Origin of the sequence: Spirosoma sordidisoli (assembly GCF_004138325.1) — a bacterium.
Lineage (GTDB): Bacteria > Bacteroidota > Bacteroidia > Cytophagales > Spirosomataceae > Spirosoma > Spirosoma sordidisoli.
This window is the reverse complement of sequence record NZ_SBLB01000003.1, coordinates 699196-722717: the sequence shown is the minus strand read 5'-3', so window position 1 is coordinate 722717 and position 23522 is coordinate 699196. Positions and strand designations below refer to the sequence as shown.

The window sequence follows — 23522 nt, the reverse complement described above, 5'->3', positions numbered from 1 at the left end:
GCTGGGTACCCAGAACCGGCAATCGGCACCGAACTGCTTCAGTGCCGATTTATCGGTTACGGGTAGCTATCTCGAATGCCTTGATGGTAGTCTTTGCCATCACTCAAAATTCGGGATGACTCATGTTAGAAAAGAAGCATATACTGAACTTTCAGTATATGCTTCTTTTCTAAGAAACGTTCTGTACTAATTGGGTTTCCGTCCTCTGCGTTTAAACGTATTTACTCGCCGGCAATAGGGTCCGGCGTGCCGTCTGGGTCGCCGGTGACGAAGCCGCGCGTTGGGAGTTTGCTGCCCCGGATCAGCAACAGGCCGGCCACGTGCGGAGCTGCCATGCTGGTACCACTCAGAACCGCGTACCGGCCATCCTTGTAGGTCGAGGTGATACGAACCCCGTAGGCACAAACGTCAACGCTGGAGCCGTAGTTGGAGAAGCTGGCAAACCGATTGGTTCGGTCCATAGCCGATACGGTGAAGACGTTGGTAGTATTGAGCCGGGCGGGAGTGGCTTCGTTGGCGTTCTGGCCGTCATTGCCGGCTGCGATGGCGAACAGGATACCGCTGTTGGCTGCCTGCCGGATGGCGTTTTCCAGCGTTACCGATACCCCCTCGCCACCCAGGCTCAGGTTCACGACATCACCGGCTTTGCCATTCTGACGAACATAGTTTACGGCCTGAATAATACCCGATAGCCGCCCTTCGCCCAGCTGGTTGAGCACTTTCAACGCTACCAGCCGTGCCCCCGAAGCCACCCCCGTTACCCCAACGCCGTTATTCCGGGCGCCGATAATGCCGGCTACGTGGGTGCCGTGCCCGTTCTGATCGTCGGCCGAGATAACCCCACTCACAAACGAGCGGCTACGCTCCGTGTCGACGTTCAGATCGGGGTGGTCGAGGTCAATGCCAGTATCGACTACCCAAACCGTTTTGCCGGTCTGCAAATCGCCCCGACCGTAGCCGGTCTGCTGAACGTTCCAGTACACGGTGCTGGGCGCGGCCACATCGACGCAGTTGCAAATCGACATAATCCGATCTGGCTCGACCATAGAAACGGTCGGGTCCTGCCGGAGCTGCTTGGCTTCGGCAGCGGACAGATGGGCCAGGAAACTGGTCTGCTCCGTGGAGGCCAGCAGCTCCGGCGCATCGTCTTCGATGCGGTGGCGAGCCAGTAGCTGGTCAATCCCGGCGCGGGCGGCACTTATCCGGGCGTTGGGCGAGCCGGGCAGCGACTGCTCAGGCTGGTACGTGACGATGTACGAACCCGCGATGGCCTGGCCGTTATTCGGCGAAGCCTTAACAAGACAGTCGGCCGAAAACGTAGGGTTAACATCGCGGTCGGAACGGCAACCGAACACAGCAAGCCCCGCCAGCACAACATACGTAGCCGTTGTAGAGAAAATAAAACGTTGCATGAACGAGTCAGGAGGATAAAATTAGCCTGAGAAAACAGTGGGTACACCTAGCTCATACGCGAATCAACAGTCAACCGTTGCGGCTGTTACTAAAACGTTAAACCGGGGTTTATGGTGCAGCTAGGCGGCTCTTTTCTGCCAGTGGCCGGATCGGAATGAACACCACCCGTCCGGCAACGGGGAAGTGCGTTTCGATCATGGGCTGGCCCAAACGCCGGTAGAACTCCGCCACCTGGTCCGGCGTCAGTAAATCGGGGTAGAGATTGATACCCGCGAAGTTATTTGTCCGCAAAAAATTGATAAAAAAGCGCCAGTCAGCTTCCGTGAATGACCTTCCAGGTGTCAAAAGCCTCGGCCAGCCATCGCGCAGGAAGGGTTGAATCTGGCTGGGGTGAAGCCGCCCGAAATACTGACCGACTACGTGTTTGTCGTAAAACCGACGAAAGGTGAAAACTGCATTCTGTTGTTTGTAGTAGGGACAAAGCCCTTCGGCCATGCCGGGTCCATCGGCTCCGACGGCGCAGAAGGGCCAGTCGAGAACGGCCTTACCCGGCTGCTGACGGATGGTCTGGCAATAGCGGAGCAGGTCATCAGAGGCCACGAGCGTAGGCAGCGTGGTGCGCAGGTACAAGCCATATGACCATTCGCTGACCATTAGCAGCAACACCCCAGCCGTGGCGATCAGACCGGTTCGGTTGGTAGGCCAGCGGAGCGGTAAAGCCAGCAGGACCAGCAGAACCGGATAAACCAGGCTGGCCCGGCCGCCGTGCCGGTTGAAGCTAAACCAGGGAAACAGCTTGAGCGTAGGCAGTACCGCCGGATGATACAGCAGACACAATACCAGCATCAGCACCACTGGCAGCCACAGTCCAACCTGCCGCCGGGTCTGCCACAGTACCACGCCAGCAAGAATGGTCAGGTATAACCCCGGGCTACCCTGCCCGTAGCTCTCGAACGTATCCCGCAGCCACGACTGGTAAGGCACAACAAAGGCGTCCAGGCCCGGGAGATGAGGTAGAAACAGCCGTAACGGATGCGACCAGGCGCGGAGGGGAGGCATGGCGGCAAAATCGAACTCCCAGGCCGTGAAGGCGATCTGGAGGGTGAGCGGCAGGTACAGAAAGGTGCTGATAAGAATCAGAACCAGCATCAGTAGCAACAGGCGAGACTGGCGGGTCCAGGAAGCGGCCAGGTACCGACTCAGCTGCGCCATCCATTGGGCCGGACGGGGGTGTTGTCGGTAGAGAACGACGCCCGCAACGGGCAGCGCCAGGGTGGTGAACGTAAGCGCATAACCCGCTACATAGCCCAGCTCTTGGCTCAGCACCTGCACATGGAGCCATACCCACAGCAGAACGAACACCAGCGAAACCAGTTGTCGGTTCACAAGGTCGTGAAGCAGGCAATAGGTGGCTATCATACACAGGATAGTCCAGTGGCCGACGCAGACGTTCATATGGACCGGAAACTTGAAGATCGCATAGAGGTTGAAAACCGACACGATCAGCCCGGCTGCAAACGATCGGCCGGTGCCAAAGCGGGGCTGAAGCAGCAGGTACGTTCCCAGCGCGGCTACCAGCAGACTGTAGATGTAATAATACTGGAGATAGGGACCGGCATGCTCACCGTGAAACTGGTAACACAGGGCGTACCAATAGTCGCGCTCAAACCCCCAGGGCAGAAACACCTGGTTCAGGCCATAGGGGTAAAACGATTGGTTATTAACCAGATCGAGATGGGGGAAGGGCCACAGAGAGAGATTTTTGCCGAAATAATAGCCCGCGTACTCGTACTGATCCGTGTCGTCGCCGTCGGACAGGGGGCGGCTGAAATCATCCACGACCCAGGCGCCCAGGATAGCCGTAAGGATGGTTAGAAACAGGGGCCAGTGCCAGCCAGCGGCAGCGTGGGCGGGTCGGTGAATCGAAGCGGAGGAAGCAGTGGGCATGGGAGTGGACAGGCGATTGTCGGAAGGAGGTGGGCAAAAGTCTCAGTAAACGGCTATTTTTGCAAACCAGAGACCGGGCCAACCGACTCGTTTGGCCCGCAAGCCAAGTATCTGACAGACATACATACGATTCAGATGGGCTAAAAAACCCATCCCTCCTTACATATGGCCGATTATAACCACCGCGAAACCGAGCAGAAATGGCAACGGTTTTGGGACGAAAACCAGACGTATCGCACGCAGACCAGCACCGGCAAACCGAAATACTATGTGCTCGACATGTTTCCGTATCCTTCCGGAGCCGGACTGCACGTTGGTCACCCGCTGGGCTATATCGCTTCGGATATCGTGTCGCGGTACAAGCGGCTGAAAGGCTATAATGTCCTGCACCCGATGGGATTCGATAGCTTCGGCCTCCCCGCCGAGCAGTACGCTATTCAGACCGGTCAGCATCCGGCCCTGACCACCGAGCAGAACCTGACGCGCTATATCGAACAACTCAAAAATATTGGCTTCAGCTACGACTGGTCGCGCGAGGTGCGAACCTCCGATCCAGCTTACTACAAGTGGACGCAGTGGATTTTTATGGAACTGTTCCGGTCGTGGTACAACAAAGACACGGACCGGGCCGAGCCCATCGAGACCCTGCTGGAGAAGTTTGCCACCAACGGGACCACCGATGTCAACGCTGTCTGTGACGACGACCGCGAGGGCGGAGCGCCCCTGACGTTTACCGCTGCGGAGTGGAACGCCATGTCGGCCGAAGAGTCGTACGAAATTACGCTCAGATACCGCCTGACCTACCTGGCCGATGCCGTTGTGAACTGGTGTCCGGCCCTCGGTACGGTGCTGGCCAATGATGAAGTGAAGGACGGCGTTTCGGAACGGGGCGGCTACCCCGTTGAGCAGAAACTCATGCGCCAGTGGATGATGCGGATTACGGCCTATGCCGACCGGTTGCTCACTGGTCTCGACACCATCGACTGGACCGAATCGATCAAGGAACAGCAGCGGAACTGGATCGGCAAAAGCGTTGGCGCCAGCGTGAAGTTTCCCTTGCCCGACGCGCCGGTGGCGGGTGAGCAGCCCAAAACCATCGAAGTATTTACCACCCGTGTCGATACCATCTATGGCGTAACCTTTATGGTGCTGGCTCCCGAACATGAGCTGGTGCCGGGCCTGACTACGCCAGAACAGCGCGACGCGGTTGACGCCTACGTAAATGCCGCCAAACTGCGTTCCGAGCGTGATCGTATGGCCGAAACCAAAGTCGTATCGGGCGTATTCACGGGGAGCTACTGCCTCAATCCGCTCAACGGGGAGAAGGTGCCTGTTTTCCTGGCCGATTACGTGCTGGCCGGGTACGGTACCGGTGCTGTTATGGCCGTTCCGTCGGGCGATCAGCGCGATTATCTGTTCGCTAAGCACTTTAATTTGCCAATTGTGCCGGTGCTGGACGCTCAGAAAGAGATAGATATCCAGGCCGACAATACCAAAGAAGGGCGGTACATCAACTCGGGTATCATCAACGGTATGACCTATGCCGAAGCCGTACCGACGCTGATTGCCTGGCTCGAAGCCCGCGGACTGGGCCGTGGAAAGGTTAATTTCCGGATGCGCGACGCCGTTTTCAGCCGCCAGCGCTACTGGGGCGAACCCGTACCGGTCTATTTCAAAGAAGGAGGGTCAACGGGACGGCTGCCCTATCTGATCGACGAACAGGATTTACCCGTTGAACTGCCGGCGGTTGACAAATACCTGCCCACCGAAACCGGCGAGCCCCCGCTGGGCCGCGCCGAAGGCTGGAAGTACAAAGGGCAGTATGAGTACGAGCTGAGCACCATGCCCGGCTGGGCGGGCTCGTCGTGGTACTGGTACCGTTACATGGACCCGCAGAACGAGACCGAGTTTGCGAGCCGCGAAGCCATCAGCTACTGGCAGAACGTAGACCTGTACATTGGTGGTACCGAACATGCTACCGGTCACCTGCTCTACAGCCGTTTCTGGAATAAATTCCTGAAAGACCGGGGCTACGTGCCGCAGGAGGAGCCGTTCAAAAAGCTCATCAATCAGGGCATGATTCAGGGCCGGAGCAACTTCGTCTACCGGCTCAAAGGGACCGGGCAGGAAGGGCAACCCGCCGTTTTTGTGTCGCTCAACCAGATTCAGGGTAGAGAGGTGACGCCCTTGCACGTGGATGTGAACATCGTTGAGAACGACGTACTCGACATTGACGCGTTTCGCAACGCCCGGCCCGACCTGACCGAAAACGCCGAGTTCATCTGCGAACCCGACGGCCGCTATGTTGTAGGGGCCGAAGTCGAGAAGATGTCGAAGTCGAAGTTTAATGTCGTTAATCCCGATACGATTGTGGAGCGCTACGGGGCCGACGTGCTGCGTTTGTACGAGATGTTTCTCGGACCGCTCGAACAGGCTAAACCCTGGAACACCAACGGAATAGATGGCGTATACCGGTTCATCCGTAAATTCTGGCGATTGTTCTATAAGGACAATGCTGCCGGGGCATCGGATGCCGGATCGAGCCAGTGGATAGTGACCGATGAGCAGCCGACCCCCGCCGAGCTAAAAATTCTGCACCGGACCATCAAGAAAACGCAGGACGACATCGATGCCTATTCGTTCAACACGTCGGTAAGCTCGTTCATGATCTGCGTCAACGAGCTGGCCTCGCTCGACTGCCATAAGCGCTCGGTATTGCAGGACCTGGTGCTGCTGCTGTCGCCCTTTGCGCCCCATATTACCGAAGAGTTGTGGGCGGCATTGGGGAACGAACCAGGAACCGTTTCGCAGGCCAGCTTCCCGGTTTTCAACCCGGCCTATCTGGTTGAAGATGCCTTCGAGTACCCGATTCAGATTAACGGCAAAGTGCGTACCACGATCAGTTTCGCCATCGACCGCGCGCCGACCGACATCGAACGGGAGGTGCTGGCCGACGAGATCGTTCAGAAATGGCTCGAAGGAAAGACGCCCAAGAAAGTGGTTGTCGTGCCAAAGCGTATTGTCAATGTGGTGATATAGACGATTTTGAGCCATATTGGGCCCAGTTTCCTGATAGTCGGGAGGCTGGGCTTATTTTTTTTAGGCATGTCATCTAACCGTAACCGTCTATTTGTTCTACTTCTATTTTTTCTGTCCGGGTTTGCTGCTTTACTCTACCAGGTTGTCTGGCAGCGGCTCCTGGTGTTCTACACCGGCTCCGATACGGTCAGCATCAGTCTGATAGTTTCAGCTTTCATGACCGGGCTGGGTATTGGCTATCTGGCCGGGGGGCGGCTGGCCGACCGGTCGGCACCGCCGGTCAATTTGCGTTACTTTATCGGGGCCGAGCTGGGCATTATGGGCTTTGCTGCGGGTAGCAAATGGCTCCTGTATGACTTTCTCTACGCGTCTGCTCCACCCCTGGGCGATAGTCCCATTATCCTGTACGCTATTGTGTTCGGAGTTCTGCTGGTGCCCACGTTTCTAATGGGGCTATCGTTGCCGGTGCTGTCCCGGGCGTTCCGGTTCGGCGAAATGGACCAGCAGGCGCGTTACATCAGCCTGCTGTATTTCATCAATACGCTGGGAGCATCGCTGGGGGCCCTGATCACGGGATTCCTGCTGGTCCGGCGGCTCGGGTTCGACCAGGCTATCTGGGTGGGTGCGGCCCTGAACGGCGTTTGTGCGGCATCTGCATATCTGCTGAGTCGACAGGCATCTTTGTCCGGGGAGGTGTTGGTCGGCGGATCGGATGCGGGCCCAAAAGTGCCCCTGCGGCTTACGCCGGTCCTGACGATCTGGTCGGTACAGTACTTTATGTCAGGGCTGGCAGCGTTATCACTCGAACTCATCTGGTTCAGGATACTGGAAACCCTCATCAAGTCGGTGTCGCTGACGTTTGCCGTGCTGTTGGCCATCTACCTGGGGTCAATGGCTATCGGTACCGTAGTGGGCACCCGGTTCGGCAACCGGTCGGCCCGTTGGCGTGAACGTCTTTTCCTGGTGTGTCAGCTAAGCCTGTACGCGTACACCATTCTGGCCCTCACGGCGTTTTTGTACGGTATTGCCCATTGGCCGGTCCTGCGGTTTCTGTGGGATTACTTCGCCAGTGGAGAGCCGGTTCTGACTCCGCGTTTCAGCATCTTCACCTACGGCCTAGTACCGGTCTTTCTGCTGTTTTTACCCACCTTCCTGATGGGAATGAGTTTCGCCTTGTCCCAGTCTCTACTCCAGGACAAGCCCGATGAAGTGGGCCGCCGGGTGGGCTGGTTACAGTTTGTGAATATTGCCGGATCGGCCGTTGGAGCATGGGGGATCACGTGGGTGGGCTTCCCGCTGCTCGGTACCGCAATGCTCGTACGAATTATCGGGTGCCTGGGGCTAGTGTACATCATCGTGCTGGCTGTTCGTCGGCACTGGTCCGCTGGTCTGGCCGTCGTCATGGCCGGTGCGCTGGTACTGGTGAGCCTGACCATACCCGATAATGCGCGGTTCTGGCAGCTGATGAATGGCATCGAAACGCCCGATCAGTTCGTCTTCGACGAGAACGAATCGGCAGTGTCGGTGATCAAACGGTCGCCGGATCGGAAGCTGGGTGTCGTTTTCGTCAACGGGTTGGGTCAGAGTGCGCTGCCTTACTCGACCGACGAGATTCATACGTTACTGGGAGCGTTGCCGCTCATGATTCATCCCCGGCCCGAGCGGGTGGCCGTGATTGGTCTGGGATCGGCCGGTACGGTCAACGGGATAGCCGGTCGGGCAGAAACGCAGCGGATCGATTGTTTTGAGATTGCCACTAACCAGGCGGCTGTACTGGCGGAGTATGCGGAGCAGGCAGGCGATTCGGCCATACAAACCCTGCTGCACGACGAGCGGCTGCATCTGATTTTTCGGGATGGGCGATACGCTATCCGTAACCAGGCCATTCGCTATGACATCATCGAAGCCGATGCGCTGCGGCCAGCCTCTGCCTATTCGGGTAATGTATATTCGAGAGAGTATTTTGAGCTGCTCAGGGCGAAACTGAAACCCGGCGGACTGGCTGTTACCTGGTGTCCGACGGCGCGGGTGCTCAATACGTTTCGCTCCGTTTTTCCGTACGTCGCCTACTGCGATAAACTACTGCTCATCGGGAGTAATCAACCCATAAAACTGGACTGGGCCGCCATTCGGCAACGGGCTGGCAGTGTTTACAGCCGGCAGCATTATGGGCGGTCAGGGATACAGATAGAGCCCCTGCTGGCCCGCTACGGCCACGGTATGCGGTTGTTGCCGGCCACTGCGACACGCACGGACGAAATCAATACCGACCTGTTTCCCAAAGACGAATATAGCATCCGGGTCAACGATCGGGCCCGGTTCTGATCGACAGGGGATCGTTCCTGGTAGCAGCCCCACTTACGTGAGCCAGGGCTACTACCAGGGAACCGGCTTTAGTGGACTACCCCCTGCAGTGAGGTATCGGCCAGCGCCTGTCGTACCTGGGCGGTCAGGGTGAGCGAATGTTTGCGGGCCTCGTGGTCGAATATCGGCGCGGTAATAATCAGCTCGTCGGCCTGCGTCTGGTCAAGGAAACTGGCCAGGCCCCGCTGTACCGTTCCGGCCGAACCAACCGCCGAGCAACTCAGCACCGACTCGATACCCGCCAGTTCATAGTCGGGCCACAACGCCTGAATATCGTCGACCGGGGGTTGCATCTGCCGGGCTTTGCCGCGCCGGATGTGAAGAAACTGTTGCTGAACGGAGGTAAACAAGCGCTCGGCTTCCTGATCCGTATCGGCGGCTATGACGTTCACGGCCACCATCGCGTAGGGTTCCTGTAACTGAGCCGAGGGCTTGAACTGCGACCGATAGACCTGCAGAGCCCGCATCAGCTGCGCCGGCGCGAAGTGGGAGGCAAAGGCATAGGGTAAACCCAGCAGGGCGGCCAGCTGAGCCCCGAACAGGCTGGATCCCAAAATCCAGATCGGTATGTCTAAACCAGAGCCGGGAATAGCCTGAACGAACTGGCCGGAGTCGTCGGGTTGAAAATAGCGCTGCAGCTCAATGACATCCTGCGGAAACGTATCGGGCCCTGTGGCGTCCCGGCGTAGCGCCCGGGCGGTAGCCTGATCGGAGCCGGGCGCGCGACCCAGACCCAGATCGATTCGGCCGGGATAGAGCGACTCCAGCGTGCCGAACTGTTCAGCGATGACCAGGGGCGAATGGTTGGGGAGCATGATACCGCCGGAGCCAACGCGGATAGTCTGGGTGCCGCCGGCTACGTACCCAATCACGACCGAGGTGGCAGCGCTGGCAATACCAGGCATGTTATGGTGCTCGGCCAGCCAGTACCGGTTGTAGCCTAGCTCTTCAGCATGCCGGGCCAGATCTAATGTATTCTGTAGCGCCTGACTGGCGGTGTTGCCAGCCACAATGGGCGATAAATCAAGAACTGAAAAGGGAATCATACTACGTTGATGGGCCGTTGGGCCCGGTTTACGGCAACGGGCGGCCTGATCCGGTTGGATGAAGCACCGATGCTTACCTATAGGCAACAACGCAGCTTGCCCGAACGGTTCCTGGCCATAATCAGCCGCGAGCCTGGTCGGGGCGCAAACACAATGGTACGTAAACGGAAGGCTGTAGCTTCGAAGAAAAGTTACTCCTGCGGAAAAACGATCTGATCCTCTCCAGCCTGGGGCTCGAAGACGGAAACCCGAAAGCCGCTGGCCGATTCGTTGGTGGCCGCATCGGGCAGGTTGCCGGTGCTCAGGTAATCGAGCAGCTGTTCGGTCCTGGCGAAGTTGATCGTTTGGGTTGCCGGGCGGTCATGGAGCCGATCCGTGTCTGACGAGTCAGCCTCAACGGGCTGGATCTGTACCGTAACGACGGCGTAGTCATGGGTGCGGGCCATCACCTCGAGCGGAGCACTGTCGGCCTGGTCGGTTTGTCGGTGAACGTTCAGGATGGTGAAGGCATTGCCCTGATTGCCCATGTTGTGCAGCAACCATTCATAGATAGTTTCCATAGGGTACGTTGGTATAGCGGGTGTTCTGCACAAGCTTCAGTGGTAACCGGCTTCGGGTACAACCTGACGGTCCTGATCCTTGTTCAGGGTTTCTACCCGACGGCCCCCGGCCAATTTATCGGAATCGCCATCCCGAATAGCCGGGTAAGCTAGGCCAGACGCTGTTCTTTTTAGTAGGTTTGCGGCATGAAAAACTGCATTGCTGTTAGTCTGCTGGCGCTTTCGCTGGTCACCTGCTCGCCCAAAACCTACACGCGCATTCCTGCCGGTGGGGCCTACCAATTTTTTAAGTACACACCTGGGCAGCCCGCCCGTATTTCAGCCCACCGGGGTGGGGGTGATCTGAAAGGATATCCCGAAAACTGCATCGAATCATTTGCGTACCTGGCTAAACAAACTCCCGTCATCATCGAGTGCGACATCGACCTGACCAAAGACAGCGTACTGGTGATGATGCACGACGCCACCCTCGACCGCACCACAACCGGAACCGGCAAGCTTATCGAAAAAACCTACGCTGAGTTGAGCCCGTACCGGCTGGAAGATAACCAGGGTAATCAGACACCCTACAAAATTCCTACGCTGGAGCAGGTTCTGCGTTGGGGAAAAAATAAAGTAGCCTTTACCCTCGACGTGAAGCGAAACGTATCGTTTGAGAAGATAGTCGACATGATCCATCGCACCGGCGCGGGCGACTATGCCGCTGTGATTACCTATAACGCGCAGGATGCCGGCAAGCTGCACAAGCTCGACCCGGCGCTGATGATCTCCGTCACGATCCGCAACCGTGCTGAATACGACCGACTGCGTGAACTGGGCGTGCCGGACAATCGCATGATTGCTTTCGTGGGCGTCAAAGAACCGGACAAGGCGTTATACGATTTTCTGCACCAGAAAGGGATTGCCTGCATCCTCGGCACCCTGGGTAACCTCGACCGGCAGGCCGCTGCCAAAGGTGACCAGCTCTATAAAAAATTTGCCGACAACGGGGCCGACGTAATGAGTACCGATCGGCCCCTGGAAATGGCAAAGGTGCTGTACTAAACGCTGACGCCCCGGCCTGCTGGTTTCGATCAGGCCGGGGCGTCAGCGTTTAATAGCCGAGCGTGAACCGCTGCCGAACAAACTGGGGTTGCTCCACCTCATTCAGAATAGCCACGGCCAGGTCGGCTACCGAAATGGCTGATCCTCCGTTTTCATCGAAAACGGGCTGGTCAGTGCCGAGTCGGAACGTGCCGGTACGCGCGCCGGGCGCCAGCCCGATGGCCGGACTGATAAAGGTCCAGTCCAGGGTCGTATTTTTCCGAACGATGTTGAGGTAATCGCGGGCCGCCGTAGCGCCTGCCTTCCAGTCGGCCGGAAACTGAGGGGTGTCAACCAGTTGAACACCCGGCGCCACCTCCAGGCTTCCCGCTCCGCCCACAACCAGCAGTCGTTTAACGCCTGCCTGCTCAGTGCCTTTCTCGATTGCTTCGCAGCCAGCCAGAAAATCGGTATACAGGTTCGGGTTTGTCCAGCCTGCGTTGAATGAGTTGATAACGGCATCGTGGCCCGCTACCAGTGTCGCCACCGTATCGGCCTGCTGTGCATCGCCCGGCTGAACGTTCAGGTTGGGGTGGGTGGTCGTGATTTTATCAGGATGGCGAACAATGGCCGTGACCGAATGACCGCGTTCCAGCGCTTCGGTAAGTACGGCAGATCCGACAAAGCCAGATGCGCCAATAAGGGCAATTTTCATACGTATAACCGATTTATGTAAAAAAATGTAATAAAAATTGTTACAGTTATGGGTAAAAAAATTAATCGAACCGGCGGCTGAAGTCGGCCAGTGTGCTGTCGCCCAGTTTCTGAACGAGCGCTTCCTCGGCCTCCTGATAGAGCGCTTCCAGATGCCGGTTGATTTCTTTGCCGACGGGGCAATTGGGGTTGGGTTTGTTACGGGAGGTGCCGAGAAAAGGGCCCTGGCGGGTGGCCAGAAAGATATCCGACACCCGCACCTGATTAGCCGGTTTGGCCAGCCTGCTTCCCCCGTTCTTGCCTTCGCGGCTGACTACCAGCCCATTTCGACGGAGGTTGCCAATCTCCTTACGAACCAGAACCGGGTTTATGTTGATGCTGCCCGCAATCAGATCCGACGACACCCATTCACCCTCAGCCGCTTTGGCCAACAGGGTAAGAATATGCATCGATATCGTGAATTGTCCGGTCATTACTGTAGTTAATAATGTTACAGTTTGTAATGAATAATAATTCCCCCTATCGCTGAAATTTTTTGTAGACTGCATGTACCAACTGCATACAGGCAGCGGGCAGATGAGTACATGGCAACCAATCAGACCGCAACTACAGACCGACAGGAATCCGTGTCGATTCAGCGTAACCGGCTGGCGTACGTGGGTTTTGTTGCTCTTGCGTTGCTGGCAGGGCTGGCTTCCCGTCGTTTTTTCGGCGGCATCCCGTTTATCGGGCTTTATGCGGGTGATGTTCTCTGGGCGCTGATGGTTTTTTTCGGCTTTTGTACCCTCCTCCCCGGTTGGCCTGCCGGCTGGCTGGCGCTGGTGACGCTGTTGTTCTCGTTTGGGATAGAAGCCAGCCAGCTGATTCACGAACCCTGGCTTGAGGCTATCCGGGCAACCCGGCTGGGCGGGCTTATACTGGGCTTTTCGTTTGTGTGGAGCGACCTGCTTTGCTATAGCCTCGGCGCGCTGATCGGGTATCTGATGGACGCGTACCTGATGCCAGGCCGATATCGGCGTATACTAAAGCGGTAACGTCGCGGAGAAAGCAAAAAAGGCCTTCGCTCAGGAAGGCCTTCTGTTCATTAACTGGCTACCACAATGACCGGCGCCACTTCTTCGGGGTCGTTGTCGGGCGAGGCCTTTTTCTGCTTTAGTGCCTTCTTGGCGGCCTTTTTCAGCGTAACATCGTAGAGGTCGGTTCGCCGGTCTTTCAACACCTGTACCGACCCGTGTTCGTGCAGCTCTTTCAGCAGGCTCAGGTCGACGTCGGCGATCAGCACCATTTCCGTATTTGGGGTCGCTTCTGCCTTCACCGCGTTGGTCGGAAACTGGAAGTCAGACGGGGTAAACACCGCCGACTGCGCAAAATTGATGTCCATGTTGTGCACCTTCGGCAGATTGCCGACGCAACCCGAAATTGCCACGTAACATTCGTTTTCGATTGCCCGGGCCTGGGCGCAGTGCCGTACCCGTGAATAGCCGTTCTGGGTATCGGTCAGGAACGGAACGAACAGAATCTGCATGCCCTGCTGAGCCAGAATCCGACCCAGTTCGGGGAACTCAACGTCGTAGCAGATCAGCATCCCGATCTTGCCGCAGTCGGTGTCGAAGGCGCGGATCTCGTAGCCGCCCACCATGCCGTAGTGACGCACCTCGTTGGGGGTGATATGGATCTTTCGGTACTCTTCGTAGGAACCATCGCGCCGGCAGAGGTAAGCCACGTTGTACAGCTTGCCATCACTGTCGACCAGGGGCATACTGCCGCCAACGATGTTCACATTATACGAAATGGCCAATTCGCAGAGTTTGTCGCGCACCTCTTCGGTAAAGTCGGCCAGTTTACGAATGGCTACCGGCTCGGGCAGGTCGTTGAAGTCGGCCATGAGCGGGGTGTTGAAAAACTCCGGCAGCACCATAAAGTCGGCCCGGTAATCACTAACCGCGTTGGCAAAAAACTCAACCTGATCCAGGAAAGCGTTCAGGTTTTTGAACAGCCGCATCTGCCACTGGATAACGCCCAGCCGGATAATGGAGTCGGTATGGGGGCGTTTGTCTTTCTCGACAACGTAATAAATGTTGATCCACTCCAGCAGGGTGGCGTACTCCTTCGACTCCGTATCGCCGGGCAGGTAGCCGCGCAGGACCTTCCGAACGTGGAAATCGTTCGAGATCTGGAAGGTCAGCGTGGGGTCGTAAATTTCTTTCTGCTTTACCTTGGCGATGTATTCGCGCGGGCTCAGCTCGTCAGCGTATTTATTGTAGTTCGGGATACGTCCACCCGCCAGAATCCCTTTCAGGTTGAGGGTTTCGCAGAGTTCTTTTCGGGCGTCGTAGAGCCGTCGGCCCAGGCGCAGGTCGCGGTAGTCGGGGTGCACGAATACCTCGATACCATACATGTAGTCGCCCTCGTCGCTATGCGTTTTGAAGGTATAGCCACCAGTAATTTCGTGGTAGGTGTGGTTGTCGCCAAACTGGTCGTACTTCACCCGAATGGCGAGCGCACAGGCCACCACTTTCCCGTCGACTTCAACGCAGAACTGGCCTTCGGGGAAAATCGTGAGCAGCTTGTTGATCTTACTTTTCTGCCAGTAATCTCCGCCAATGCCGCTGTATACCTCAATCATGGCCTCCTTGAGGTCATCGTAATCATCTTTCTGTAGTGTTCTGGTCTGAATATGCATCAGTAGGTAGTCTCTAAAGTCAATTGCTGGAGTGCCCCGGCCATCTGGTCAATGTGCTCGTCGGTCAGGTGCAGATGGGTAACAAACCGAACCAGGTGCTTACCGAAGGTGATCCCCCGGATACCAATTTGCTCTAGTTTCTGAACATAATCAGCCGCTAAAAGGGTTTCGGATAGTCTGAAAATGACAATATTCGTGTCGATCGGATAGATTTCCTCTACCTCGGGCCGGTTGCTGAACAGCGTCCCGATCCGGCGGGCGCGGGCATGGTCCTGCCGAAGCCGTTCAACGTGGTGGTCGAGGGCGTAAATACCCGCAGCCGCCAGAAAGCCAGCCTGGCGCCAGCCCCCGCCCATGAGTTTTCGGTACCGGCGGGCCTGCCCGATGAAAGAGGCCTTCCCCAGCAGTAGCGAACCGACCGGACAGCCTAAGCCTTTCGAGAGGCAGATACTGATCGAGTCGAACAGTTGCCCATAGGCCTGGGTTGGGTCGCCGGTTTCGACGAGGGCGTTGAAAAGCCGGGCCCCGTCGAGGTGCAGCAGCAGGCCGTGTTCGTCGCAGACCTTGCGGATAGCCGCTATTTCGGGAATGGTATAGTAACAGCCCCCGCCCTTGTTGACGGTATTTTCCAGCACCACCAGCCGCGACAGGGGTTTGTGCGGATCGGCCGGACTGTAGATGTAGTCGCGGATGAGGTCGGGGGTTAGCTTCCCCCGTTTTCCCTGGGGCAGACTGACCGAAGCCAGCGCATTGGCCATGATACCCCCGCCTTCGTACAGATACACGTGCGAGAGCTGATCGCAGATCACATCGTCGCCGGGGCGGCAGTGGGTCCGGATCGCCAGCTGATTGGTCATGGTGCCGCTGGCGCAGAAAAGAGCCGCTTCCATACCGAATATATGAGCAGCTTTAGCTTCCAGGGCATTTACAGTGGGGTCGTCGCCGAGTACATCGTCGCCCAAGGGGGCGTTAAACATAGCCTCGCGCATGGCGGGCGTGGGTTGAGTAATGGTATCGCTACGAAGGTCAATCAGCATAATCAGGTTGTCCGTTACCCGACAAATTTAAGGGATATTGGCGGACATGAACGGTTGGATAAAACAAGCTGGTATCGGCCAGCAGCCGGATGGAGGCCAAACCGGGCAGATGCTGATCCCGCCGTTGCAGAAAATGGCTCATGTTGGTCAGGTTGCGGGGATGAGGTCCAATCAGTAGGCCGCCTTTTAGCAGGGGAATGGCCGTTCGGAAGGTATCGCGCTGGCCAGACCGGTACGTCAGCTCGACATGAAGCGACGGGGGTTGAAAAAGCAGCCGCTGGAGCGCCCCCATGGGGCGATACCGGCAGTCGATCTGCCAGCGTTGCCAGCAACCGTCGGCCGGCCGTACCGGAACAGAATGACCTATCTGGGCAACCTGAGTACGGAACGGGGCCTTGTAGTCGGTTTGACGGATCGGTTTCTTCCCCAGCAGCAGCCAGTCGCCCTGCTGATCAACAACGGCGTAGTGCGTACGAAGGGCCAGCTTGGTGGCGGGTTCGTCGTTAAACGGATCGCGGCCATCGATGGCATCCCAGGCGATCACCACATAGTCGGCCGCGCGGGCTGAGCCGTAGTAAGCCGCGTTGAGCGAGTCCAGGTAAGCATCGGTAACCTGGTAGGTCTGCATAATGGGACGGGGCGTATACCGCAGTTTATGGTGATAAAGCAGGGCCACATCGGCGGGCATAATGTCAACCCGCTTCTGGTTCAGCCGGTTTAGCCAGGATACGGGGAAGCCCATCCGGTTGGTTACCAGCGAGGGCCTGACGGGGTTCCATACATCCTGTCCGTAGCTAAAGGCCTGGCTGACCCAGCGGTACGGAAAACTACTGTCCCAGTTATACGCAACCAGCTTCGGCGCGGCCAGGGCCAGTAGGATCATGGGCAGCACCGCCCACCGGCGAACAGACGAATGAGCCGAAAACAACGCCAAAATCGTGAACGGCAGCAGCCCGTACTTATAAAAGAAACCAATGTGCCCGGCGTCGGCCCGGACAAAGGATTCCTTGAAAAGAACGAAGAGCTGCAACGCTACCAGCCCGAACAGGACGCCTTCCCGGCGGAGGAACCCGGGAAGCTGCCCCCGCTTCAGGAGCTGGTACAACGGCCAGCTCAGCGCGCCGATGGATAGGCCCAGGATCAGGAGGCTTACCAGTATAGCCCGTTTGTTCTGAACCAGGTACATGACGTCGTTGTAAGAATCGATCAGGTGCCACTGGGCAACGAGGTAGGGGCCCAGCTGAACAGGCAGCAGCACCACGCTCAGGGCCAGCAGACCTGCCATGCTGCTCATGCTGATCAGGAGGTGACGGGAGGTCATCTCACCCGTCAGCCGCTGAATCAGGGCGTAGATAACCAGGCTGCCCAGGCTGACAAGGCCCACATTCGCTTTCATGTAGAAGGAAAGGATGGCGATGACCGACGCCCCCACCAGTAACCAGGCCCGACGGGTACGCTGATAGTAACCCAGATAGGCCAGCACGAAGAAGTAGAAGACAAAAGGAATCTCAGTCCCCGCGGCCAGCGTATGCAGGGTGACCAGCCCGGCTACGATTCCGTACCGCAGCCAGGAGAATTGGTTGCCAAGAACAAACCATATGATTATGTATACATGAAAAACGTAAACCAGGTCCAGGAGAACAATTTCCCAGCTCTCTACCGCAATCGGGAGTCGGGTCGTGTACCAGCCCAGGGGGCCATAGGTGAATATGAAGTCGGTACCGTAGTCCAGCCCGGCCGCCCGGGCCAGATGCAGGGCAATGGCCCAGGATCCGTCAAGGCCATCGAGTGGGGTATTATAAACGACCCATCGGTTGAAAACGAGGAGGGTGAATACGAAGCTTACCAGCAGCCTGTATAGCCGCTGACCTGACGCGTGCGTGCCAGTCATGAGTGAATCTGTATGGTGTGGAAGAAAAAAAGCCCTAAAACAGCACAGGTATCTATTGCCCCGGATCGTGCGTGCCGAAATAGCGGAGCGTCAGCACTTCGCCGGGTGCGACAAAAGCCGGACTGTAGTTGTGCGCAATCTCGAACTGCTGCACTACATCTTTCCAGGCAGGATGACCCGTCATGGTTAGTTTGTAGGTGTGCATCTGTCCGTCATTTTGAACGACCAGGGGGACGTACTGATCGTCAGGCCCCCGAATGCCCCTGGGAAACCGGGTTCGGTTCTGGTCCGGATACTGACTGTTGAAGCCGTTGGGTTCCTGCCCGTTCAGCAGCCAGGCCAACCGCAGAGGAACCTGAGCCGGAGCACCGGGCGGGCCGGTATATGCCATACGGATGTACAGGGTTCCGGATTGACTGGCGGGCCAGCTGCCCGTCGTTGAGATGAGTTTAGTACCCCGGGCGTTGGTGACGCCATTTTCGGTTTTGCCGGTGAACATAACCCGCCAGTCGTCGGACGAGAACGGTTCCTGCTGATCATAGCCGCCATCCTGGATGAACCAGCCGTTACGGCCACCGGCTTTGTTGAACGTAAAATCGGGCACCATCTGCCGGGGCTGCGCGTATACGTACTGACGTATATCCTGCTCACTGCCAAGTATATACGTGTAATCTTTGTGCCAGATATTGTCGCTGTCTAAATGAACCATGGGCCGGTTGCCTACATAGGTCAGCGTCAGGCTTCCTTCGCTGTTGTCGGGCGAGGGGGTCAGGGCGGCTACGTTGTAGTTGGCCCGGAAGAAACCGGGGCTATATAACCCAATCAGCCGGTCTGGCGCAATCTCGACGCCTTCCCAGGGTTCGGTCAGGTAGAAAGGCGTGCTTTGCTGGGTAGCCATGCTGCCGATACTCCGTTCAATGCCGTCGCTTACGGTTGTTGGTTCGTTCTGATAGGGGCGTGAGCCGGTGTAGAAATGAACCTTGCGGTGCCCGCTGATCATCATCATGGGCCATTCCTGCTCTTCGACATTATAGAACGTTTTGTCGGGTCGCTGGTGGGTTAGTCTGACCTTGACGTGCACTTTGTTGCTGTCGACGCCAACCCACTGTTCGTAGAAAAAAGGCAGTCGGCGGGCATCCTGATGGGCCCAGGACAAACACTGGGCTTTCGTATAGATCCAGCCGTTCACAATGCCGTGAACCAGGATGGGAGATGGGTTAAATCCATCGTCGCCAGCCTGTAGTGGATTATAACCGATGTTTTTCCAGCGGGGCGAGTCGTCGGCGAAGCTTCGGGGCCCACCGTACGAGGCCATGCCTGACTCGCGGCCCATATCGTAGAAGTTGATGAGGGCCTGGTTGCTGACTTTGTCGTAGATCTGAATGCTCCCTCCGTAATCCCGCCGAACCTCGACCCGTAGTATTGACGATTCGGCCGCCGATACCGGTCCAATGGGTCGGCCGTTGATGGAGTTGGGGTTGGTACCCATCCAGGCGCTCGACTCGGTCGGCGTTTCGTACGTAAAAGGGCGGGTAGGGGGCGGGAGGGGCGGCAGCGCTACCGTTTTGGGAATGTCGGGTGGTTCGGCTGTCTGGTCTACGGCGGTGACGCCGTTTTGACAACGGCTCAGCAGGGCGAACACCATTAACAGCAGTCCCGCACGGAGCAAAGCCGGAAGGATATGGGTCATGATAAGATGGTATGGATGTTAGTTCTATAGAACTACTTACAAAACTAGTCTTTTTCGGTTATGGATAGGTGATGTCGGTAACTAATTGACAGACTGGCTGGGGTTCGTGCTACTATGGGTGGAGACAGCATATTGAGATTCCCTGACAGTCTTGTATTTATACTGCTTGCATGTATTTTTGAGCAACCTTTTCCGGGATCGCCGTCTAATAGCCGCACTCGAAACCGAGAGGTACTTTCTAACCCCACTATCGCTATGTTCACCAATAAAACCCCTTGGATTATCCTGCTGGTGCTTTGGATGATCGGTTCAACCTGGTGGCATGTCTGCAAAATCAAGCAGTTGTGCGTTGACGATCTGCCATCGTCCACCACCTTGCCGACCGTTGCCATGCCCTCGCTAATCATTGCCGACGGTGACCGGTTCAGGCTCGATATGGCTGGCAACTTCAGCTTTGCCAAGTCGGGAGCCAATGCCAATATGAGTGCGCTGGGCGGATCGCTCGATTCATTAACGGCTTATCTCAAAACTACCGGCCGAACCATGGAGATCAGAGGGTATTACGCATCGACGGAAGCGAATACCAGTTCGTTCCCCAATCTGGGCCTTGCCCGCGCCGAGGGCATCAAACAGTATCTGGTGCAGCAGGGCGTTCCGGCGGCATCGCTGACTACGAAAGGCGTATTGCAGGATGATCTGACGTTCACGGCTGCCGGTGACTCGCTGTATGGTGGGCTAAACTTTGTCTTCGACGGAGCCGACAGCGCGTCGCCTGTCGATACGACTCTGACCGATCTGACCACCGATACGACGTCGACCGCTACTGCTCCGGCTACCGAAACCGTGGCTGCGGGCATCACCGAAGCGGGGTTGGCTGCCAAAGAAAAATTCACGACGGTTTTTGAGCCCATCGATCTGTACTTCCCGCTGGGCGAGGCCAACTACATCAAAACTCCCGAAACCGCTAAATTCTTTAAAGAAGCCGTTGCGTACCTGTCAACGCATAAAGAAAAGAAGCTGGTACTGACCGGCTATACCGATAACTCCGGTCCGGACGACGTAAACCTGCGACTCTCACGTGACCGCGCCAACCAGGTCAAGGCCAGACTGCGCCAGTCGGGCATCTCGCCCGATCAGATCGTGACCGACGCCAAAGGGGAAGCCAATCCTAAAGCCTCTAACGACACTCGCGAAGGCCGTAAAGCCAATCGCCGGGTTATGGTCGTAGTCAAGTAATACATCCTCTCATCTGCTCGGGCCGACCAGCCGGTCGGCCCGCAGTCGTACTTTTAACTCCAACAGTCGTATGTTTGACATGAACCCCCTCAACCTGCCCGAGGCCCAGATGCAGCAGTGGATAATGCTGTTTGTGGCCGGAATGCTGGGTTTTATCATTGGTTATGTATCGCGGAAGAGTACGGTCCGTCAGCTCGAAAGCGAGCTGGCTACAACCGAACGGGCCGTTGATGACTGTCAGCGCATGCCCACGGCGTCGGCCAGTAGCAGCACCGAGGAAGCCATCGTGCTGAATCGGATAGCAGCCCGTGCGGGTGAGCTGAATTTTAACCGGATTGGCCTGGCCTCTTTAGACGAAGCCGACGATCTGAAAATCATTGTTGGTATTGGGCCTTTTCTGGAGAAAAAGCTGCACGCTGTGGGCATCTACACGTTTCGGCAGATTGCTAACTTCAACCGGGAAGATATCGATCAGGTAAACGATGTGATCGAGTTCTTCCCGGGTCGTATCGAGCGTGACAACTGGGTGGGGCAGGCAACGGACCTGATTAAAAAACAATAAAACGCGATTTGATGCACAGGTAGGCCTTCATGAGGTCCTACGTACCGAATACTGAAACCTAAAAACAGACAAAATCATGTTTGGATTAGATCCATTGAGTCGCCCGGTTGCCATAGCCGAAATACTGTTGCTGCTGGCGTTTGCCGCGCTGGTTGGCTGGTTGCTGGGACGGTTGATCCTGGCCGGCCGCATCCGGACACTGCGGACCGCACTCACAAACAAAGAAGCCGAGCTGGACGAATGCCGCCGGACCAAGTTTATGTCGACCTCGGGACGGATGCCGGCTGCTTCCGTGCCCGCCCGGCCCGCGCCCGTAGCGGAGGTACCGCCTACCTATGTTCACGCCGACCCGCTCGAGCCGGCCCTGAGTTTCGATACGACCCCGGACCCAATCGATGCCGATCCGCTGGTACCGGTCGTCGCTACCCGGGAGGCCGAGGCCGTTGGGCTGGCCGGTACCGATGCCGGCGCAGTAGCCGAGAACTCGGAAGTGGCCGTGCTGAGCCGGATTGCGGCCCGCGCCGGTGAACTGAACTTCGACCGGATCGGTCGGGCTACAGCCGCCGAAGCTGATGACCTGAAGGACATCGTGGGCGTAGGTCCATTTCTGGAGCGTAAATTACACAGCCTCGGTATCTACACGTTCCGGCAGGTGGCCAACTTCACCAAGGAAGACATCGATCAGGTAAACGAAATCATCGAGTTCTTCCCCGGCCGCATCGAACGCGACAACTGGGTCGATCAGTCAAAGTCATTTTACGAAAAGAAATACGGAGCCAACTCCTGATCTGGCTCGTTCCTTCCTTGTTGCCGTCGTGCCAGTTGCTGGTACGGCGGCTATTTGTTTTTACGGCTGGGTGTGCTGCTGAGAGCCAGGGTCAGGCCAGACTGGAAGTAAACACACTGGTCGCGAAGGACGCATTCGCCACAGCGGGGATTGTACCAGGTACACACCCGCTGGCCATGCCAGTAGAAGTGTTTGTGGAAGTTGAACAAGACGAGAGGATCGGCAGGCAGGCGTTCCAGCAGGAGCGTATGGGCTTTTTCGGCGCTGACTTTAGGACCGATCAGACCGAGTCGCTGGGTTACCCGATGGACGTGGGTATCAACGGGCAGTACCGGTTTCTGAAAGTTGAACAGCAGCAAGAGGGTGGCCGTTTTCAGCCCGATACCCGGCAGGTCGGTTAGCCATTTCATGGCCTCGTCGGTAGACAGGTCGCGCAGAAAGTCGATGTTGGCCACACCGGTTTCGCGGATGAGGTGAGCCAGCAGATTCTGAATATACGGGGCTTTAACCTCGGGATAATTAGCCGTTTTGATGGCGTCGATCAGGTCCGGCAAGGGCGCATCCCGCACAGACTCCCAGCTTGGAAACCGCTCGCGCAGGGTTCGATAGGCTACCACTTCGTTATGGTGGGTAGTCCGGTGCGACAGGATGGTGCCGACGAGTTCATGCATCGGGTCTGCCCGGCCATAGATAGCCTGAACCCCGTAGAACTCATTGAGCCGCTGGTGGGCGTCCAGGGTTTTGGTTGTCTCGTCAGATTGGGATGTCATGGAACAGAAACGTTGAGCGTTTCTGATGAACCCGGTTTGGCTGATACTGTTTACGTCGTGCCCGACAGCAGCTGGTCGGCTAGCTGAGTCAGCCCCACCGTTGCGGGCTCCTGAATAAAGGTTACCTCCGGCGTTTTGCGCATACTGGGTGTGTGTGGGTCGACCACGTAAACAGGAACGCCCTTCCGTACACCATAGACCAGGCCAGCGGCCGGATAAACGTTCAGGGAGGTACCGACCACAATAAAAATGTCTGCCTCCCCGGCAATATCCATGGCCATGTCCATCATCGGTACGGCCTCCCCGAACCAGACGATATGCGGCCTCAGCTGAGAGCCTTTCTCACAAAGATCGCCTTCTTTGAGCTCCCAGCCGTCCATCGAATAAACGAGCGATTCATCGACGGTGGATCGGGCTTTGAACAGTTCGCCGTGCAGGTGTACAACGGTAGATGAACCGGCTTTTTCGTGCAGGTTGTCAACGTTCTGCGTAACGATGGTAACGTCGTACTGCTCCTCCAGCCTGACCAGCGCATAATGGCCCGCATTGGGTTGAACCTGGAGGGCCTGTTTCCGGCGCTGGTTATAAAAATCCTGAACCAAGGCCCGGTTTCGGCGCCAGGCATCGGGGGTGGCTACGTCTTCGATCCGGTGGTTTTCCCACAGCCCATCCGACGCCCGGAACGTGGGGATACCGCTTTCGGCGCTGACCCCCGCCCCCGACAAAACAACAATCTTTTTGCGTGTGTCCATGAAATAAG

At 57.0% G+C, this 23522-nt stretch carries 19 protein-coding genes; 7 read left to right on the top strand and 12 right to left on the bottom strand.

Annotated features, from left to right (window positions below; genetic code table 11):
* Positions 1–221 precede the first annotated feature (221 nt).
* Together EQG79_RS14970 and EQG79_RS14965 are read right to left on the bottom strand one after the other, a co-directional pair.
* A complete protein-coding gene (locus tag EQG79_RS14970; protein ID WP_129602263.1) occupies positions 222–1412 on the bottom strand; it encodes a S8 family peptidase in 1191 nt (396 codons plus the stop codon).
* 109 nt (positions 1413–1521) lie between these two features.
* Positions 1522–3360 carry a hypothetical protein gene (locus EQG79_RS14965; RefSeq protein WP_240699356.1) on the bottom strand — a complete coding sequence of 613 codons (1839 nt, stop codon included), beginning with the start codon at positions 3358–3360 and terminating at the stop codon, positions 1522–1524.
* Positions 3361–3525: 165 nt separating this feature from the next.
* Between EQG79_RS14965 and leuS the strand changes: the two genes are divergently transcribed.
* Together leuS and EQG79_RS14955 are read left to right on the top strand one after the other, a co-directional pair.
* Positions 3526–6399, top strand: coding sequence for a leucine--tRNA ligase (gene leuS / locus EQG79_RS14960; protein WP_129602262.1), 2874 nt, complete (start codon positions 3526–3528; stop codon positions 6397–6399).
* 66 nt (positions 6400–6465) lie between these two features.
* On the top strand, positions 6466–8724 hold the full coding sequence (locus EQG79_RS14955) for a fused MFS/spermidine synthase (protein ID WP_129602260.1): 2259 nt from the start codon (positions 6466–6468) through the stop codon (positions 8722–8724).
* Between the two features lie 68 nt (positions 8725–8792).
* Here the strand turns inward: EQG79_RS14955 and EQG79_RS14950 are convergent, their stop codons facing one another.
* Together EQG79_RS14950 and EQG79_RS14945 are read right to left on the bottom strand one after the other, a co-directional pair.
* Positions 8793–9809 carry an LLM class flavin-dependent oxidoreductase gene (locus tag EQG79_RS14950; protein WP_129602258.1) on the bottom strand — a complete coding sequence of 339 codons (1017 nt, stop codon included), beginning with the start codon at positions 9807–9809 and terminating at the stop codon, positions 8793–8795.
* Positions 9810–10000: 191 nt separating this feature from the next.
* On the bottom strand, positions 10001–10369 hold the full coding sequence (locus tag EQG79_RS14945; protein WP_129602256.1) for a hypothetical protein: 369 nt from the start codon (positions 10367–10369) through the stop codon (positions 10001–10003).
* 186 nt (positions 10370–10555) lie between these two features.
* On the opposite strand from EQG79_RS14945, the gene EQG79_RS14940 reads away from it, so the two are divergent.
* A complete protein-coding gene (locus EQG79_RS14940; protein ID WP_129602254.1) occupies positions 10556–11413 on the top strand; it encodes a glycerophosphodiester phosphodiesterase family protein in 858 nt (285 codons plus the stop codon).
* A 49-nt stretch (positions 11414–11462) separates the two neighbouring features.
* On the opposite strand, the gene EQG79_RS14935 is transcribed toward EQG79_RS14940, so the two are convergent.
* Both EQG79_RS14935 and EQG79_RS14930 read right to left on the bottom strand, forming a co-directional pair.
* Positions 11463–12107 carry an NAD(P)-dependent oxidoreductase gene (locus EQG79_RS14935; RefSeq protein WP_129602252.1) on the bottom strand — a complete coding sequence of 215 codons (645 nt, stop codon included), beginning with the start codon at positions 12105–12107 and terminating at the stop codon, positions 11463–11465.
* 61 nt (positions 12108–12168) lie between these two features.
* Positions 12169–12579, bottom strand: a complete 411-nt coding sequence (locus tag EQG79_RS14930; protein ID WP_129602250.1) for an RrF2 family transcriptional regulator — start codon at positions 12577–12579, stop codon at positions 12169–12171.
* A 111-nt stretch (positions 12580–12690) separates the two neighbouring features.
* Here EQG79_RS14930 and EQG79_RS14925 point away from each other — a divergent pair, with 111 nt between their 5' ends.
* The gene (locus EQG79_RS14925) at positions 12691–13140 is read left to right on the top strand and encodes a ribosomal maturation YjgA family protein (RefSeq protein ID WP_206445589.1); all 450 of its coding nucleotides are present in this window, start codon (positions 12691–12693) and stop codon (positions 13138–13140) included.
* Positions 13141–13190: 50 nt separating this feature from the next.
* Here the strand turns inward: EQG79_RS14925 and EQG79_RS14920 are convergent, their stop codons facing one another.
* The 4 genes from EQG79_RS14920 to EQG79_RS14905 are packed head-to-tail and all read right to left on the bottom strand — an operon-like array spanning position 13191 to position 19407.
* Positions 13191–14789, bottom strand: coding sequence for a carbon-nitrogen hydrolase family protein (locus EQG79_RS14920; RefSeq protein ID WP_077919809.1), 1599 nt, complete (start codon positions 14787–14789; stop codon positions 13191–13193).
* A complete protein-coding gene (locus EQG79_RS14915) occupies positions 14789–15826 on the bottom strand; it encodes a threonine aldolase family protein (protein WP_077919808.1) in 1038 nt (345 codons plus the stop codon). Before EQG79_RS14915 ends, EQG79_RS14920 begins: the two co-directional genes overlap by 1 nt.
* The gene (locus EQG79_RS14910; protein ID WP_077919807.1) at positions 15816–17717 is read right to left on the bottom strand and encodes a hypothetical protein; all 1902 of its coding nucleotides are present in this window, start codon (positions 17715–17717) and stop codon (positions 15816–15818) included. Before EQG79_RS14910 ends, EQG79_RS14915 begins: the two co-directional genes overlap by 11 nt.
* A 52-nt stretch (positions 17718–17769) precedes the next feature.
* A complete protein-coding gene (locus tag EQG79_RS14905) occupies positions 17770–19407 on the bottom strand; it encodes a hypothetical protein (protein WP_129602248.1) in 1638 nt (545 codons plus the stop codon).
* 255 nt (positions 19408–19662) lie between these two features.
* Between EQG79_RS14905 and EQG79_RS14900 the strand changes: the two genes are divergently transcribed.
* The 3 genes from EQG79_RS14900 (at position 19663) to EQG79_RS14890 (ending at position 21992) form a co-directional block, all read left to right on the top strand.
* A complete protein-coding gene (locus tag EQG79_RS14900; RefSeq protein WP_129602246.1) occupies positions 19663–20643 on the top strand; it encodes an OmpA family protein in 981 nt (326 codons plus the stop codon).
* Positions 20644–20713: 70 nt separating this feature from the next.
* On the top strand, positions 20714–21205 hold the full coding sequence (locus EQG79_RS14895) for a hypothetical protein (RefSeq protein ID WP_077919804.1): 492 nt from the start codon (positions 20714–20716) through the stop codon (positions 21203–21205).
* A gap of 76 nt (positions 21206–21281) precedes the next feature.
* A complete protein-coding gene (locus tag EQG79_RS14890; protein ID WP_129602244.1) occupies positions 21282–21992 on the top strand; it encodes a hypothetical protein in 711 nt (236 codons plus the stop codon).
* Between the two features lie 50 nt (positions 21993–22042).
* On the opposite strand, the gene EQG79_RS14885 is transcribed toward EQG79_RS14890, so the two are convergent.
* Complete coding sequence (locus tag EQG79_RS14885; RefSeq protein WP_077919802.1) at positions 22043–22762, bottom strand: endonuclease III domain-containing protein; 720 nt, start codon at positions 22760–22762, stop codon at positions 22043–22045.
* Between the two features lie 50 nt (positions 22763–22812).
* Positions 22813–23514: an SIR2 family NAD-dependent protein deacylase gene (locus EQG79_RS14880; protein WP_129602242.1), complete on the bottom strand. Its 702-nt coding sequence runs from the start codon at positions 23512–23514 to the stop codon at positions 22813–22815.
* Between the last annotated feature and the right edge of the window lie 8 nt (positions 23515–23522).